Here is a 16,250-nt window from a genome sequence, read left to right as displayed (position 1 = left end):
TTTTCTGAATTTACGCGATAAGCCGCGATCGTCTGGCGATATCGTCAAGCGGTGCGGGACGGCCAAACAGATAACCCTGCAAATAGTCGCAGTTTGCCTTCCTGAGGAAGTCGCGCTGCTCTTCTGTTTCAACGCCTTCCGCCACTACCTGCATGCCAAGCACATTCGCCAAGCCGATCATGGTGTGCATGATCTGTCCGGCGTCCACGTCCGCCTCTATCCTCGACACGAAGCTGCGATCGATCTTCATTTTTTGAAACCGATACTCGTGGAGGTAGCTGAGGCTCGAGAAGCCAGTGCCGAAATCATCAATCGCCACACTAATTCCGAGTTTATTGAGCTCGGCAAAGACGCCCCGAATTGTTTCAGGGTGCTCCATCATGACCGCTTCCGTAATCTCGAGAACCAGCCGCTCCGGCGGCAGGCCATATTCCACCAACAGGTTCGAGACCTTGCCGACGAAATTCTCTTCGACCAGCTGCGTGGCACAGACGTTCACGGCAACTCCCGCCGTTTGCCACAGGGAAGCATCCGTGATCGCCCGCCCCATGACCCAGTCACCAATGCGGTTGATGGTTCCGCCTTCCTGGGCCAGGGGCAGAAATACATCTGGCCCGAGCAACCCTCTTTCGGGATGCTGCCACCGGATTAGTGCCTCGAAGGAGGTCACCTCTTCCGTTTTTGCATCAACGAGCGGCTGATAAAAAAGAACAAACTCATCCTCCTCCAACGCCGTCTTGAGGTCATCGCGCATCCTCTGATGTTCACGCAATGCATCATCCATGACGCGGTCGAATACCTTGTACCGGCCACGCACCTCGGACTTGCACCTTTGCAATGCCACATCCGCCGCTCTAACGAGCGTCGACAGATCGTCGCCGTGGTTGGGATAAAGCGCAACACCGAGGCTACAGGAAGCCTGAAGGTGATGGCCATCCACATCGACTTGCCGGTTTATTGCTCGGCTCAGCTCACCTACTTCCGAAACCAAATCTTCTGGCGAAGCCCGATCGGTCAAAAGCAGCAAGAATTCATCGCCGCCGATCCGTCCGACAACGTCTGACGAGCGCGTTCGCTTTTGCAAGGACTCGACGATCATGGTCAGCAGCCGATCGCCCACGACGTGGCCATGGGCATCATTGGTCTGCTTGAGATAATCGACGTCCATGTAGACAACCGCCGCATAGCCACCGGTTTCTGCCTGAGAGGACAAAACCGCTCCGGCATCCCTGTAAAACAGGTCGCGTCTCGCCAGGCCGGTAAGAGCGTCATGCTTTGCGGCATAAAGCGCTTCCTGCTCTCGCCTGGCCAGTAGACGCGCCGCTTGAAAGTTCTGCCAAAGGATCCAAAGGGTGATCGCCAGGATTGCGATCAAGGCAGCGCTCAGGATCGGCGCAGACGCCAAAATGATCCTCGAAGCCTGCGCCATCGGGCGCCAGGCGAGGTAGGCAAGGGTTTGCTTCTCAGCATTCTTGATCGGAATGCCGATCATGTCTGCGGGGATCGTCTCTTCGACCTCAAGGTTTCCCAAAGAAAGCGCGGCAAGTATCTCCTGCAGATGATCCTCATGCAGGGGATAAACAGACAAGAGTACGAACGGTCTATCCCGAACCATGGTGATGCCGCCTGGGTCCGGGGCAATTGCATAGGCTGCCACCAAGGCAATCTGCCCGTCGAGATCGACATGTACGACCCCGGAGATATCCGCGAGCGAACCGGAAAAGACAATCTCTCCCGATTGGTCTGTTTCAAGACCCATGAGGTAAGACTGGGCGATTTGTTCAACCAGCGTTCTGACTTCTCCCGTGACAATCTTGTCTTCTGCGGCAAGAATGGAGCTGTTGCTGTTGCTAAAAACCGGCCTCTTGTGACGGTCAAGCAATACGATCAGGTCATGACTGAAATCGGCTGCCATGTCGCCGCCAAAGCGACTTTCGACCCAGGCCGTTGAATAATTCGTGTCGATATTGACGTAAGCCGCATTGGAAACCGCATAGCGTTCGATCTCCTGGAGAAGGTCTTTCTTGTGATTTTCAAAGACCCGGCTGACAGAACTGATTTCGCGTTCTTCAGCCTCTTCTTCGAAAATGACGATCGCTGACAGTACAAAGAGGAATGCAGTTACAATTGCGGCAAACATGCCCAAGATGAGCAAGGCAAAAGTCAGGTGCTTTCGGCCAGAAAAGACTCTTCCGTCCTCGCCGTCGCCACCCTCCGCCCTGAACATACTTCCCGACTGGATGACTTCATCTGACTGAAAAGCCATTGCTTTCCGACTCGCATCATTTCGCTATCATCCAGGTTAAGCTGCAACTTTTAATATTCCGTCTCCACGAACTCTTCGGTACGGCACACTGTGGAAGACTGCGACAAGAGGGAGTGCACCAAAGAAAAAGGGCGCCCTTGCGAGCGCCCTCAAACATCCTCAGTCCTGAGCTGATCAGAGGCCGTCGGTAACGACCGTTGTGGTCGCGCCTTCCGGCTCTTTGGTGATCACGGGATCAGAGCCACCAGAAAGGAGCGACTTGACCGTCCGCTCGTAGGCAGCCATGTCCAGCTTGCCGTCAGAACCGTCAACCAGCTTGTTGATTTCACCGACCATGCGGACCTGATGCTTTTCCGTCTGTGCGCCGGTTGCATCATTTTCCAGGACGATTTCTGCAGCTTCCTCGGGGTGCTCAGCAGCGTAGGCCCAACCCTTCATGGAAGCGCGAACAAAGCGGGTGTACTTGTCGACCATCGCAGCGTCATCCAGCGTGGACTCAAGCACATAGAGCCCATCTTCGAGCGTTGCGACGCCCTGATCTTCATACTTGAAGACGATCAGCTCTTCAGCGGGGAGACCTGCGTCGATGACCTGCCAGTATTCGTTGTAGGTCATGGTGGAAACGCAGTCGGCCTGCTTCTGCAGAAGCGGGTCAACGTTGAAGCCCTGCTTGAGCACCGTTACGCCGTCCGCACCACCTTCAGTCGGCAAGCCCAGCTGACTCATCCAGGACAGGAACGGATATTCGTTGCCGAAGAACCAGACGCCGAGGGTCTTGCCCTTGAAGTCATCAGACGAGGTGATGCCGGTGTCCTTGCGACACGTCAGCATCATGCCCGACTTCTTGAAAGGCTGTGCAATGTTGACGAGAGGCACACCCTTTTCGCGAGATGCAAGCGCGGAGGGCATCCAGTCGATGATCACATCTGCGCCACCACCAGCAATGACCTGTGGCGGAGCAATGTCCGGGCCGCCGGGCTTGATGGTTACATCGAGGTCTTCTTCATCGTAGAAACCTTTGTCCTTTGCAACGTAGTAACCAGCAAACTGGCCCTGGGTCACCCATTTAAGCTGCAATGTGAGTTCATCGGCAGCCTCGGCGGCACCGGTTGCCAGACATGCCGCAAATACCGACGATGCTGCCAGTGCCTTCAATGCTTTAAACGCCATTCCCCTACTCCTTTGGTCGGCTGCCTCTGGACAGCCTTGATAATCTCGGACCCATGGCCTTGACCCTTCGGTCTTCACCTCGTCCAACGCCTCGCAAAAAGGTTCGTCGGATACGGCATCCAGGCCGGTCGGGTGAAACCGGAACGGGCAGTTTAACGCCTTCTTCCCGGCAAATCGCTCACCTGACCAATTGGTCAAGAAATCGTAGGGAACTGGCGCGGGAATGGTCAAGGTGATTTTTTAGCCAAATCCTTATTTTCCGAATTTGATGCGCAACATAGCCCTGTTGAATACGACCAAAGGCCCATCGCCCTCTCGTGAAACCTGATTTCCGCCTCACATTTGAGTGATCACTCAAATTCTCACTTGAGCAATCACTCAAAGAACCAATATCTGGCAGGTGTCCAACAGGGGCACTACATCGAACGATCGAGGACAACCGATGACAGATTTTACCCTGCACGATGAAAACACTGCGCCCCAAGACAGCAAGCCGCTGCTCGCGAAATCACAAGCCGCCTATGGCATGATCCCAGGCCTTCATGCGGTGATGGCCGAAGCACCAGGCCTTCTGGAGGCCTATCAGCTGGTCCACGAGCTGTTCGCCAACTCGAGCTTCGACAACGATGAGCTGACGGTCGTCTGGCAAACGATAAATGTTGAGAACGAATGTCACTATTGCGTCCCTGCCCACACCGGCATTGCCAAGAGCATGGGCGTCGACGACGCCATCACCAACGCCCTGCGCGACCAGACGCCACTCCCGAACGCCCGATTGGAAGCTCTTCGCAACTTCACATTGAAGCTCGTTCGCGATCGCGGCAACGTCGATGATGCTGCGGTGCAGGCCTTCCTGGATGCCGGCTTCACAAAGCGCAATATCCTTGAAGTCGTCCTGGGCTACTCGCAGAAGATCATGTCCAACTATACCAACCACCTGGCGCAAACGCCGATCGACAAGCCGTTCCAGAAGTTCGAATGGGATGCTGCAGCCTGAGGGGCTGGACTGGCCCGGCCCTGAGGCCGGGCCTCCACCTCTTGCTCAATCCTCTGGAGACATCATGAACAAACCAACCACTCCCCTGCGTATCGACATCGCCTCCGATGTGATGTGCCCCTGGTGCATTATCGGTTATCTCCAACTGGCGCACGCGCTGGAAGCGACCGGTACCGCCCATGAAATTCACTGGCACCCATTCGAACTGAATCCGGAAATGCCCGCCGAGGGTCAGAATCTGCGCGAACACATCATCGAAAAATATGGCTCGACGCCCGAGCAATCAGAGGCGAGCCGCCAGCAGATGACAGAGGTCGGCCAGGGACTAGGGTTTGAGTTCCGCTTTGCCGACGACATGCGCATGCACAACACCTTCAATGTCCACCAGCTTCTCCATTGGGCTGAACAACAGGACCGAATGCATGACCTGAAGCTGGCGCTTTTCGAAGCTCATTTCACTCATCGGCGCGACCTCTCGGACAACAATGTTCTTGCTGAGGAAGCTGCCGGAATTGGGCTCGACAAATCCGAAGCTCTTGCGGTTCTTGAAGATCAACGATTTGCCGATGAAGTCCGCAGCGTTGAGCATTTCTGGCTTCAACAGGGCGTGCGCGGCGTACCTGCCGTTGTGTTTGATCGCAAGCATCTCGTCACAGGCGCCCAAGGCGTCGACAACTACACACGGATTCTTGAACAACTGAACCAGGTACCGGCTTGAGCAATCACTCAAATTCTGATGTGATCAAGTAAGACACCCGGGCGCCATTGAGGCTCAACAGACATGAAACGCGCAGCACCCTACAATCGCGATGCCGCACTGGATGCGGCAATGTCCCTGTTTTGGGGCAAGGGTTATCATGCGACGTCGCTCAAGGACCTCGAAACGACGCTCAACATGAAGCCCGGCAGCATCTATGCTGCGTTTTCCAGCAAGGAGGCGCTCTACCTTCTCACTCTGGAACGTTACTTCGAAACGGCTAGCCGGAAGTTCCGCGAGCAGGTCGACCAGGCAGAAACCCCGCTGACCGGCTTGATCGAGCACATCCGTTCCTATGCAGGACTTTCGCCTGATCATGCGGCGCGGCAGGCCTGTATGCTGATGAAAACGATGGTCGATACCCGCTCGACGGAGCCGGCCATTGCAGACGCCTCGCGCACTTACATGGCAGAGATGCGGAAGGAATTTGCCATCGTATTCGCTCACGCCAAGGCGGCAGGTGAAATTCCGTCAGACCTTGATGAGGCGCGCCTTGCCCAGCGATATCAAGCCAATATCACCGCGCTTCGCTTTGAGCTCCATATGGGAGCTATCCAATCGCAGATCACAGCCTTGAGCGAAGACATCGCTCATGAACTCGAAACCCTGCGGAAGAGACAAACCTGACCAACCACACTCGCCGCACCGACCTTTTTCTGGCGCGGCCCCTCTCCTTAAAGCACCAACCTATCGGCTGGCCGGATCATCCCGGTTCGCCCTGAAACGAGAAAGATCAGCGACATGTCTGAAGCGAATACTTACGTTCCACCCAAGGTATGGACCTGGGACGCCGGCAATGGCGGCGAGTGGTCCAAGATCAATCGGCCAATCGCGGGCGCGACCCATGAGAAGGAACTGCCCCGCGGCAAACATCCCTTGCAGCTCTATTCTCTTGGAACCCCAAACGGCCAGAAGGTAACCATCCTGCTTGAAGAGCTGCTCGCCCTGGGCGAGGCAGGCGCCGAGTACGACGCGCATCTGATCAAGATCGGCCAGGGCGACCAGTTCTCGAGCGGCTTTGTCGACGTCAACCCGAACTCCAAAATCCCTGCACTCTTTGATACAGAGACAGGCAGCCGCGTGTTTGAATCAGGCGCGATCCTGCTTTACCTCGCCGACAAATTCGGCCGTTTTCTGCCCGAGGACAAAGCTGCACGGACAGAAGCTCTGAACTGGCTGTTCTGGCTCCAGGGATCGGCACCCTACCTCGGTGGCGGCTTTGGACATTTCTATTTCTACGCCCCGGCGAAATTCGAATATCCGATCGATCGTTTCACCATGGAGGTCAAGCGCCAGATGGATGTTCTGGACCGGCATCTGGCCGAGAATACCTTCCTTGGCGGTGACGAATACAGCATCGCCGACATTGCGACCTGGCCCTGGTACGGCAACCTTGCGCTCGGTCAGGCCTATGAGGCCGGCGAGTTCCTTCAAGTCGAAAGCTACAAGAACCTGCAGCGCTGGACACACGAGATCCTGGAACGCCCTGCAGTCCAGCGCGGCCGAAAGGTAAACCGGACCTCGGGCCCGCTTTCAGACCAACTCCACGAACGTCACGACGCCTCCGACTTCGATCTTCGCACCGAAGACAAGCTGGGCGCCTAATCCAAACCGAAATACGGATCCAAACATGTTGAAATTCTACTATCACCCGACCCCAAACTCGTCCAAGGTCGCGCTCTTCCTTGAAGAGGCGGGCCTGCCCTTTGAAATTGTCCCGGTCGATACCCTCAAGGGCGAACAACACGCGCCTGACTTTCGGAAAGTGAACCCGAACGGCAAACTTCCTGCAATCGACGACGAAGGCACCCTCGTTTTCGATTCCAACGCCATCCTGCTCTACCTGGCTGAAAAGACCGGCAAGTATCTTGGTGATAGCTCCGATCGCGGTGACCTCCTGTCCTGGCTTATGTTCATTGCGTCAGGTCTCGGTCCCTATTCCGGTCAGTCGGTTCACTTTAGTCACGCGGCACCTGAACAGCTTCCTTACGCCCAGAACCGTTATCTGCGCGAGACCGAGCGTCACTATGCGGTCCTGGATGAGCGCCTCAAGGGTCGCGACTTCATCGTTGGCGACAGCCTGACAATCGTCGACATGGCCGCCTGGGGCTGGGTCGACAAGGCCATGGTCACCTTGGGCGAAGGCCGACTTGCCGCCTATCCGGAGGTGGAGCGCTGGTTCAAGTCCATCGATGCGCTGCCGGCCGCAGCGCGGGCACGGACCGTCGCCAAGGACATCGCGTTCAAGACCGAACGCGACGAGGAAGCCGCGAGGGCACTCTTCCCGAGCAACTACGCCGCAGCTTAAGTCGGCGCCGGAACTTTTGTCGTTTCGGCTCGTATCATTGATAGCTGTGAGATACGCGACGCCAATGCAGAAACCCGCCAGTTTTGAGCTGGCGGGTTTTCATTTCGAAAGGTTGATATGCCGACCTTGGCGCATGGATCGAGATGCGTTGCTTCAAGATCAAGCCGCCTGCAACAACTACTCGGCAGCGACTGAGAAGAAGCGGGTCGTCTCTCCATTCAGGTGAAGCGCCGTCAGTGGGCCGCCGCCTACCGCCTTGGTGTCGATCCCGATACGCCCCGGCCCCATCCGAGGTGTCGGAGCCGGGCTATGACCATGAACGACCAGACGGTCAGACGCAGCCTCATCCACCAGGAAGTCCTCACGGATCCACATCAGGTCATGGTCCTCCTGGTCTTCCATGGGTACGCCGATCCGCATTCCCGCGTGGACAAAATAAGCCTCTGGCACGGTCAGGGCGACAGGTAGCGCTTCAAGAAAACGGACGTGCTCGCCCGGGATTGCCTCGGACAACGCCAGCGCGAGATCCTCGTCGTTCGCGCGTCCTGCAATTAGCTGATTAATATCGACGCCATAGGACATCAGCGTTTCCTGCCCGCCGAAGTCGAGCCAAGCTGCGCTCAGACTTGGCGCGAGGAGGAACTCGAAAAACAGCTGGTCGTGATTGCCGCAAAGGCTAAGTCGCTCGCAGCCCTCAGGTAGAGGGGACAGGCAATGATCGATCACGCCTTTGCTGTCCGGTCCTCGATCCACAAGATCTCCAAGGTAGAGGATCAGTTTGTTGCGGGACACATCGTTGCTCTCTTCAAGGATCAGCTGCTCCAGTTTCTTCTGAAGCTCAAGACAGCCATGAACGTCGCCGATGGCAAAGATGTCCGTGTTCGGAAGCTGTCTCTGCAAACGTCTTCGTCTTGCGCTCCTGACATTGCGATCATCGGCATGCTGTATGGCGTCTGTCGTCATGAGCTCTCCGGCGACATGGGTTTGAAGAACGGCTACGGGCGCCTCTTTAAAGGGTGCTTTGCCATCGCGCAGCAAGGTTTTTCTCAAACGCTTGGTCAAAGCACACTCAAGCGCGCTGTCGACGCACTGACAGCCCGATTCCGAAAGACATGCGAGTGTTACAATACTGTTATACTGATATCCTAGAAGTCGCCTGATTATTCATAAGCCCCCGTCAGGCATAGACTTTTATGACATCAAGCCCCTCAATGCCTGCCGCAAAGCACGCTTTGAAAATCCGCTCTGTTTCCATGAGTTACGGCGCTGAAAACGTGCTGAATGACATCAGCGTGGATTTGGCTGCCGGACAAGTGCTCGGGCTGCTCGGCCCCTCCGGCTGTGGCAAGACGACGTTGCTGCGCCTTATCTCCGGATTGCTTCTGCCCGATGCGGGAGAGATCGAGATCGCCGGCAGCAAGGTGGCCGCACCTGCAGTCGGCATCGCGCTGCCTCCGGAAAAGCGCGGCCTTGGCATGGTGTTTCAGGATTATGCCTTATGGCCGCATATGTCAGTGGCCCGGAACGTCGCTTTCCCGCTTGAAATGAAACGTGTCGGCGCGGCCGAGTGCAAGCAACGGGTGGCAAAGGCTCTGGACCGGGTCGGTTTGGGTGCGATGGCGGATCGCCGTCCGTCAGACCTGTCCGGTGGCCAGCAGCAGCGTGTGGCGATTGCGCGAGCGATTGTGGCAGAGCCACCGCTGGTTCTGTTTGACGAGCCGTTGTCCAATCTCGACCGTGAACTGCGCGAAACCATGGTTGAAGAGATTGCAGATCTTGTTGCCGAACTCAAACTTAGCGCGGTTTATGTAACTCATGATCATTCTGAAGCACTGACACTATCCGATCATGTGGCCGTCATGCGCGGCGGCAGGATTGAGCAGATCGCTTCACCTCATGACTTGGTCAATCATCCGGCAACTTCGGCTGTCGCGGATTTTCTACGCCTTGGATGCCTGATGCCTGTTGTTCGCGGTGCTGACGGCTGGACCATCACCGGGACCGATCTATGTTTGCCCGCGGCCTCCTTCGAGGGTTCGCAAGCGCAGGTTCTGCTTCCTGAAAAGGCGTTGCGGTTCGGTGCAACAGGTCCTTCGACGCTGAAAACAACAGTCGTTCGTGCGCAGACACGCAGCACCGGCCAGGCTCTCACCCTGCGCGTCACCGGCACTCCCCTTCTGATCCGACTCTCAAGCTCAAGCCCCGTCAATGTGGGCGACCTGCTCGACCTTTCCTTCTCACCCGAAGACTTGCGTTGGTTCCCAATTTCCGACCAACCGACTTAATGGAGACAGTTATGAAACGCCTATCTTTCGCCGCTCTTGCTCTCGGCCTTCTGGCCTCCACAGCCGCTCATGCGGATGTGACCGTCTATTCGGCCGGCCCCGGCGCCCTGATCAAGAACCTTGCTGCCGGCTTCACCGAGAAAACCGGTATCAAGGCCAACGTATTCCAGGCCACCACAGGCAAGGTCATGGCTCGCCTGGAAGCCGAGGCATCCAACCCTGTTGCTGACGTAGTCGTGTCCGCTTCCTGGGGCACGGCAACCGATTTTGCTGCCAAGGATCTGCTGCTTTCTTACGAAAGCCCGAATGCAGAGACAGTACCTGACTTCCTGAAGATGGACGGCGCTGTTGCGCAGGGCGTCGCCGGTCTCATCATCGCATGGAACACTGAATCGGGCACGCCGAAGCCGACTGACTGGTCCGACCTTGCAAAGCCCGAGTACAAGGACCTCGTCACTCTTCCGGATCCGGCAGCTTCGGGCGGCACATACACACTCGTTGAAGCCCTCATCGCCAGTGACAAGACCGACGTTCTGCAAGGCCTCAAGGACAATGGCGCAATCGTCGCCGGTGCCAACAAGGCTGCTCTGAACCCTGTTCTGCAGGGCGCAAAGGCGGCCGTCTTTGCGGGTGTTGACTACATTACCATGAGCGCTGCCGCCAAGGGCGAGACCATCGAAGCCATTTTCCCGGAGAGCGGTACAGTCGTGGCTCCACGCCCGATCATGATCCTCAAGTCTTCGCAGAACCAGGACGATGCGAAAAAGTTCATCGACTACGTTCTGTCGGAAGAAGGTCAGCAGGCCGTCGCAAAGGTCAACCTGATGCCGTCACGCACGGACATCAAGGTCGACCGTCCGCTGATTGGCGATCTGAAGCTTCTGTCCAACGAAGGCGCGCCTGCACGTGAAGACGTTCTGGCCAGCTTCAAGGCAATCTTCAACTGATGGCCAGGGGAGTCGTGGCGACAGGCGCTGAAGGCAGTGCCACTCTGAAGTGGATTGCCACCATCGGCTTGCTGCTTGTCGTCGCGATCCCCTGTCTGTTTATCGTCGTTCAGGCGATCTTTCCTGAATTCGGGAGCGGCTCGTTTGCCGCTCCTTTTTCCATGTTTTTCAAGACCCTCGCAGATCTGGATCTTTTCAGCCTTGCCGGCAACACATTGTTGCTCGGCGTTGGAACAGTGGTCTGCGCCGGCATCCTCGCGGTACCACTTGCCGCTCTGAGAGCACTGTTCCGGGTGCCGGGAGCCCTGATTTGGGACGCATTGTTGCTGATCCCTTTCATGCTACCACCCTACATCGCAGCGCTTGGATGGATCATGACGCTGCAGCCGCGTGGTTATCTGGAACAGTTGACCGACATTCACCTGGCTCCGCTGCTTTTTTCAGTGACCGGGATCATGCTGATCATGGGCCTCAACACCTTCTCCGTGATCTATTTCGTCCTCTCACGCACATTCGAAACCATTGGCGCGCGATATTCCGATGTCGGACGCGTATTCGGTGCCGGGCAATGGCGCTCGTTCTGGCGCATCACTCTTCCGCTTTCAATGCCAGGACTTGCAGCAAGCCTCTTGCTCGTCTTTGCGATGTCCATCGAAGAATACGGAACGCCTGCTGCACTTGGCCGGCGTATTGGCTTTGAAGTGCTGGTGACTGGCATCGAGAACCGCATTTCAGAATGGCCGATTGACCTGCCTGGCTCAGCCACCCTGTCTCTCGTTCTTGTCAGCATGGCGCTGGTCGCCTTCATGCTGCAGAGATGGCTGCTTACACGGCGCGATTACCGTATCGTCGGCGGCAAGCCGCAGGCATTCGACAAGAAAGAGCTTGGCGTGTGGGCCTTGCCGGTCTCCCTTCTGTTTGCGTTCATCGCCTTCCTCGCAACAGGCCTGCCGATCCTCGCCATTCTCGCCACGGCGTTGTCGCGCACCATATCCGGCGGCCTGGCGCCGTCCAATCTCGGGCTGGACCACTTCAAAGAGCTTCTGGGAGCAGGTAGCGACGGCCTGGTGGCACTCGGCAACTCGTTGGTTCTGGGTTCGACCACGGCTCTGCTTGCTGGACTGCTTGGTGCGATCACGGCCTATTCGGTCGTTAAGGGACGTGGGCGCTTCCGGATCGTCCTTGATGCCCTGTCAATTACTCCCAATTCACTTCCCGGCGTGGTGGTGGCCGTCGGCATCATTCTGGCCTGGAACCAGCCCTGGCTGCCGATAACGCCCTACAACACGCCATTTATCCTGCTGCTGGCCTATATCTGCATTCTCTTACCTCAGCCGGTTCGCTATGCCACGGCGTCTTTGCATCAGCTCGGAGACAATCTGGAGGCCGCGGCACGGGTCTGCGGTTCCGGGCCTTTGAAGGCCTTTGTCAGGATCATCTTTCCGCTCATTCTGCCCAGCATGGTCACCGCAATGATCCTTGTTTTTGCGGTCGCCTCGCGAGAGCTGGTGGCGTCTCTTCTCGTCGCGCCGGTCGGTTTCCAGACCATAGCAGTCTTTATCTGGCAGCAGTTCGACCAGGGATCTGCAGGGCTTGGCATGGCGATGGCGTTCTGCGCGGTTCTGATCACGACGCTTATCCCCCTGGCCCTGATCTCCCTCCTTCGATGGGCATCGAAGGGAAGCGTTGCGGGGCTTAGGTAGCGCATCCTCAGCTAGCAGTATTCAAGAGACATAAGTCTTTCGTCTCCGAGTTTCGCGGCAAAGGCGCCAATCCTGACTGGTCACGGGTAGACGCTGCCCAAAAGAAAATCGCCAAGGCCTCAAAGGCCTTGGCGACACACTTTCATTCAGGGCATTGGGACTCAGTCAGCTAAACGAGGCCAACAGCTTGTCTAGGCTGGCTTTTGCATCGCCGTAGTACATGCGGGTGTTTTCCTTGTAGAACAGCGGATTTTCGATGCCCGAATAGCCAGTGCCCTGGCCTCGCTTGGACACAAAGACCTGCTTTGCCTTCCAGACCTCCAGGACCGGCATCCCCGCAATCGGCGAGTTCGGATCTTCCTGAGCGGCCGGATTGACGATGTCATTGGAGCCGATGACGATCACAACATCTGTCGAAGCAAAATCCTCATTGATCTCGTCCATTTCCAGAACGATATCATAAGGGACCTTTGCTTCCGCCAGCAGCACATTCATGTGTCCCGGCAAGCGGCCAGCAACAGGGTGGATCGCGAAACGAACCTCCTTGCCCTTGGCCCTCAAACGGCGTGCGAGCTCGGCAACGTTTTGCTGCGCCTGAGCCACCGCCATGCCATAGCCCGGAACGATGATGATGCTGTCTGCATCTTCAAGCGCTGCCAAAACACCATCTGAATCGATGGCGATCTGCTCGCCTTCCACTTCCATGGCAGGACCCGTCGTATTGCCGAAGCCTCCCAAAATGACGGAAATGAACGAACGGTTCATCGCCTTGCACATTATGTAAGAGAGGATCGCGCCGGAGGACCCAACCAGCGCACCGACGACAATCAACAGATCGTTGCCGAGCGAGAAGCCGATGGCAGCTGCCGCCCAACCCGAATAGGAGTTCAACATCGACACCACCACCGGCATGTCGGCGCCGCCGATGCCCATGATCAGATGGTAGCCGATGAAGAACGCAAGCAGGGTCATGAGGATCAGCGTCCAGATGCCGGCACCGTTCAGGAACAGCAGCAGAAGAACGACACTGAGCGCGGCTGCACCTGCGTTCAGCAGATGACCGCCTGGCAACTTTGTCGCCTTGGAGGTCAGCTTGCCCGCAAGCTTGCCAAACGCGACGACCGAACCGGTGAAGGTCACTGCGCCAACAAAGACGCCGAGGAAGACCTCAACCTTCAAAATGGCCTGTTCGACAGATGTCTTGTGCGCGAGAAGTGCCGCAAAGCCTTCCAACGCTTCGCGCTCTTCGGCGCCCATCGCAAGGACACGCCCAAGCTCGAGATAGGCGTTGAAGCCCACAAAAACAGCTGCCAGGCCGACCAACGAGTGCATCGCTGCAACGAGTTGCGGCATCTCGGTCATCTGCACGCGCTGCGCCACGAAATACCCAATGATCCCGCCTGCCGCGATCAGGATGACCGACAGAAGCCAGAGGCCTGCACCAGGTCCGAGAAGCGTTGCGACTACGGCGAGGCCCATGCCGACAATGCCGTACCAAACGGCACGTTTCGCGCTTTCCTGGCCCGAGAGACCGCCCAGGGAAAGAATGAACAGAACAGCCGCGACAACATAAGCGGCGGTCGTGAAACCGAATTCCATCTCCTGGCCTCCTTAAGATTTCTGGAACATGGCGAGCATGCGCCGGGTGACAAGGAAGCCGCCGAAGATATTGATCCCGGCCATGAATACGGAAAGCCCTGCCAGCAGAATGATCAGGAATGATCCGGATCCGATCTGCATCAAGGCGCCCAGAATAATGATCGACGAGATGGCGTTCGTTACAGCCATGAGTGGCGTATGCAACGAGTGACTGACACCCCAGATGACCTGGAAACCGACGAAAACCGACAGCACAAAGACGATGAAATGCTGCATGAAGCTGGCTGGAGCAACCAGGCCCACCAGCAGCGTCAGAAGGCCGCCGATTGCAATCAGGGTGACCTGTTGCTTGGTCTGCGCCTTGAATGCAGCCGTCTCCTGCGCCCGCTTTTCCTCCGCCGTCAACTCCTTGGGCTTTTCCTTGGGCTTGGCTGCAATCGCCTGCACCTTGGGCGGCGGCGGCGGGAAGGTGATTTCTCCCCCAAAAGCCACCGTTGCACCACGGATGACATCATCCTCCATGTCATGCACGATCTGCCCGTTCTTCTCCGGTGTCAGGTCGCTCATCATATGGCGAATATTGGTCGAATAGAGCGTCGAGGACTGAGCAGCCATACGCGATGGGAAATCCGTATAGCCGATGATCGTGACGCCATTTTCGGTCACGACCTTTTCGTCGGCAACCGTGCCTTCCGCATTGCCGCCGCGCTCTGCCGCCAGATCGACGATGACCGAGCCAGGCTTCATGGCCTTGACCATGTCCTCAAGCCACAGCTTGGGAGCTGGACGGTTGGGGATCAGCGCAGTGGTGATGACAATGTCGATGTCTGGCGCAAGCTCGCGAAATTTTGCCAGCTGCGCTTCACGGAACTCTGGTGAAGACACACTGGCATAGCCACCTGTCGCCGCTCCATCCTGCTGTTCTTCCTTGAAGTCCAGATAGACGAATTCCGCGCCCATGGATTCGACCTGTTCGGCCACCTCCGGGCGCACGTCGAATGCATAAGTCACCGCGCCCAATGAGGTCGATGTGCCGATTGCCGCCAGACCGGCAACGCCCGCGCCAACCACCAGCACCTTTGCAGGCGGAACCTTGCCCGCTGCAGTAATCTGACCGGTGAAGAAACGGCCGAAGTTGTTGCCGGCCTCGATGACCGCTCGATAACCGGCGATATTTGCCATGGACGAGAGTGCGTCCATTTTCTGGGCTCGCGAGATCCGGGGCACCATTTCCATGGCGATGACGTTCGCGCCCGACGCTTTTGCCTTTTCGAGTCCGTCCTGATTGCCACCGGGGTTGAAGAAGGAAATCAATGTCTTGCCCTTGGCAAGATATCCGATTTCAGCGTCCTCGGGCTGGCGAACCTTGGCAATGATATCGGCTTTTGCCCACAAGGCATCCGCCGTGTCGAGCAGCTCAACGCCCGCTTCACGATAGGCGGCGTCCGAGAAACCCGCGGCGGCGCCTGCGCCACTTTGAAGGAGGCAGTCATAGCCCAGTTTCTGCAATTGCTTTGCGGACTCCGGGGTTAATGCCACGCGGGCCTCCCCGGGGAAAACCTCTTTAGGAACCCCTAAGTACATCATGCATCCCTTGTTCATTCAAAGATCTACAGCCTTGCGGTCTCAAGGCCCGCCCTTAAGGGCGTAAAACCAGTCGTTTCGACCCCCATCCGGCAAGGCCGGACTTTCGTCCGACGAGAACAGTTGCCTGCGCAAGCCGCCAGACAAGCATCAGCGCGGCCCTGAAGGATCATTCAAAGCCACACGCCTCATGCGCCAGGCTTGACGGACATGAGACTGGCCAAAACTTCCAATTTAATGATTGTCATGCAGCGCCTCCCACCTCGCCTTGAGGGGCGCGCACTCCCCCGCCCCTTTTCTCAATCCCTATGCATTCACAAGAAAGGGCATGTTTGCAAGGTCACCGATCGTTCAAAGCGTTGGTGCCGGGGAATGGTATTCTTTTTTTCGGTTTTGCCGCGTGTCTTATTTTGTTTTTTCGTCGATTTAGTTTTGGTCATGGAGACACCGTCTGCTTTGGCTCCGGGTGCCTCGTTTTGATGGTCCTGTTTTGTTCTCGTTTCGGTTTTAATATCCCACTGCCTTCCGAACGCGACGCTTAGGCAGCTCCCGGCTTTCTGCTTGAGTTGTTTTGCGGTTGTTTTTGGGGGGCAGGATTTGTTTTTTTGCGCTTCTGCGCCGTTCTATCTTGACG

The 16,250-nt window shown here is 56.9% G+C and carries 13 protein-coding genes; 8 read left to right on the top strand and 5 right to left on the bottom strand.

The window, feature by feature from the left end; genetic code table 11:
• Window positions 1-10: 10 nt before the first annotated feature.
• Complete coding sequence (locus ABJZ52_RS05305) at window positions 11-2,266, bottom strand: bifunctional diguanylate cyclase/phosphodiesterase (protein ID WP_348192842.1); 2,256 nt, start codon at window positions 2,264-2,266, stop codon at window positions 11-13.
• 174 nt (window positions 2,267-2,440) lie between these two features.
• A complete protein-coding gene (locus ABJZ52_RS05300; RefSeq protein ID WP_348192839.1) occupies window positions 2,441-3,436 on the bottom strand; it encodes an ABC transporter substrate-binding protein in 996 nt (331 codons plus the stop codon).
• A 442-nt stretch (window positions 3,437-3,878) separates the two neighbouring features.
• On the opposite strand from ABJZ52_RS05300, the gene ABJZ52_RS05295 reads away from it, so the two are divergent.
• The 5 genes from ABJZ52_RS05295 (at window position 3,879) to ABJZ52_RS05275 (ending at window position 7,498) form a co-directional block, all read left to right on the top strand.
• Window positions 3,879-4,433 (top strand): carboxymuconolactone decarboxylase family protein, encoded by a 555-nt coding sequence (locus ABJZ52_RS05295; RefSeq protein WP_348192836.1) that lies wholly within the window; start codon window positions 3,879-3,881, stop codon window positions 4,431-4,433.
• Window positions 4,434-4,497: 64 nt separating this feature from the next.
• On the top strand, window positions 4,498-5,151 hold the full coding sequence (locus ABJZ52_RS05290; RefSeq protein ID WP_348192833.1) for a DsbA family oxidoreductase: 654 nt from the start codon (window positions 4,498-4,500) through the stop codon (window positions 5,149-5,151).
• A gap of 63 nt (window positions 5,152-5,214) precedes the next feature.
• Entirely contained in the window at window positions 5,215-5,817 is a 603-nt protein-coding gene (locus ABJZ52_RS05285) for a helix-turn-helix domain-containing protein (protein WP_348192830.1), read from the top strand.
• A 114-nt stretch (window positions 5,818-5,931) separates the two neighbouring features.
• Complete coding sequence (yghU, locus tag ABJZ52_RS05280) at window positions 5,932-6,795, top strand: glutathione-dependent disulfide-bond oxidoreductase (protein ID WP_348192827.1); 864 nt, start codon at window positions 5,932-5,934, stop codon at window positions 6,793-6,795.
• Window positions 6,796-6,820: 25 nt separating this feature from the next.
• Window positions 6,821-7,498 carry a glutathione S-transferase N-terminal domain-containing protein gene (locus ABJZ52_RS05275; protein WP_348192824.1) on the top strand — a complete coding sequence of 226 codons (678 nt, stop codon included), beginning with the start codon at window positions 6,821-6,823 and terminating at the stop codon, window positions 7,496-7,498.
• Window positions 7,499-7,675: 177 nt separating this feature from the next.
• Here ABJZ52_RS05275 and ABJZ52_RS05270 read toward each other — a convergent pair whose 3' ends face one another.
• Window positions 7,676-8,461 (bottom strand): metallophosphoesterase, encoded by a 786-nt coding sequence (locus ABJZ52_RS05270; RefSeq protein ID WP_348192821.1) that lies wholly within the window; start codon window positions 8,459-8,461, stop codon window positions 7,676-7,678.
• A 248-nt stretch (window positions 8,462-8,709) separates the two neighbouring features.
• Between ABJZ52_RS05270 and ABJZ52_RS05265 the strand changes: the two genes are divergently transcribed.
• From ABJZ52_RS05265 to ABJZ52_RS05255, 3 genes are read left to right on the top strand one after another with little or no spacing between them, the layout of a single operon-like run.
• Window positions 8,710-9,783, top strand: a complete 1,074-nt coding sequence (locus ABJZ52_RS05265; RefSeq protein ID WP_348312368.1) for an ABC transporter ATP-binding protein — start codon at window positions 8,710-8,712, stop codon at window positions 9,781-9,783.
• An 11-nt stretch (window positions 9,784-9,794) separates the two neighbouring features.
• Entirely contained in the window at window positions 9,795-10,730 is a 936-nt protein-coding gene (locus ABJZ52_RS05260; protein ID WP_348192815.1) for an ABC transporter substrate-binding protein, read from the top strand.
• Window positions 10,730-12,433 (top strand): iron ABC transporter permease, encoded by a 1,704-nt coding sequence (locus ABJZ52_RS05255; RefSeq protein ID WP_348192812.1) that lies wholly within the window; start codon window positions 10,730-10,732, stop codon window positions 12,431-12,433. Before ABJZ52_RS05260 ends, ABJZ52_RS05255 begins: the two co-directional genes overlap by 1 nt.
• Window positions 12,434-12,598: 165 nt before the next feature.
• On the opposite strand, the gene ABJZ52_RS05250 is transcribed toward ABJZ52_RS05255, so the two are convergent.
• Window positions 12,599-14,032 carry an NAD(P)(+) transhydrogenase (Re/Si-specific) subunit beta gene (locus tag ABJZ52_RS05250; RefSeq protein ID WP_348192809.1) on the bottom strand — a complete coding sequence of 478 codons (1,434 nt, stop codon included), beginning with the start codon at window positions 14,030-14,032 and terminating at the stop codon, window positions 12,599-12,601.
• A 12-nt stretch (window positions 14,033-14,044) separates the two neighbouring features.
• Entirely contained in the window at window positions 14,045-15,616 is a 1,572-nt protein-coding gene (locus ABJZ52_RS05245; RefSeq protein ID WP_348192806.1) for a Re/Si-specific NAD(P)(+) transhydrogenase subunit alpha, read from the bottom strand.
• Window positions 15,617-16,250 lie beyond the last annotated feature (634 nt).

Source organism: Roseibium sp., assembly GCF_039982295.1.
In the GTDB taxonomy this organism is placed as follows: Bacteria; Pseudomonadota; Alphaproteobacteria; order Rhizobiales; family Stappiaceae; genus Roseibium.
This window is presented reverse-complemented; position numbering and strand designations above follow the sequence as displayed.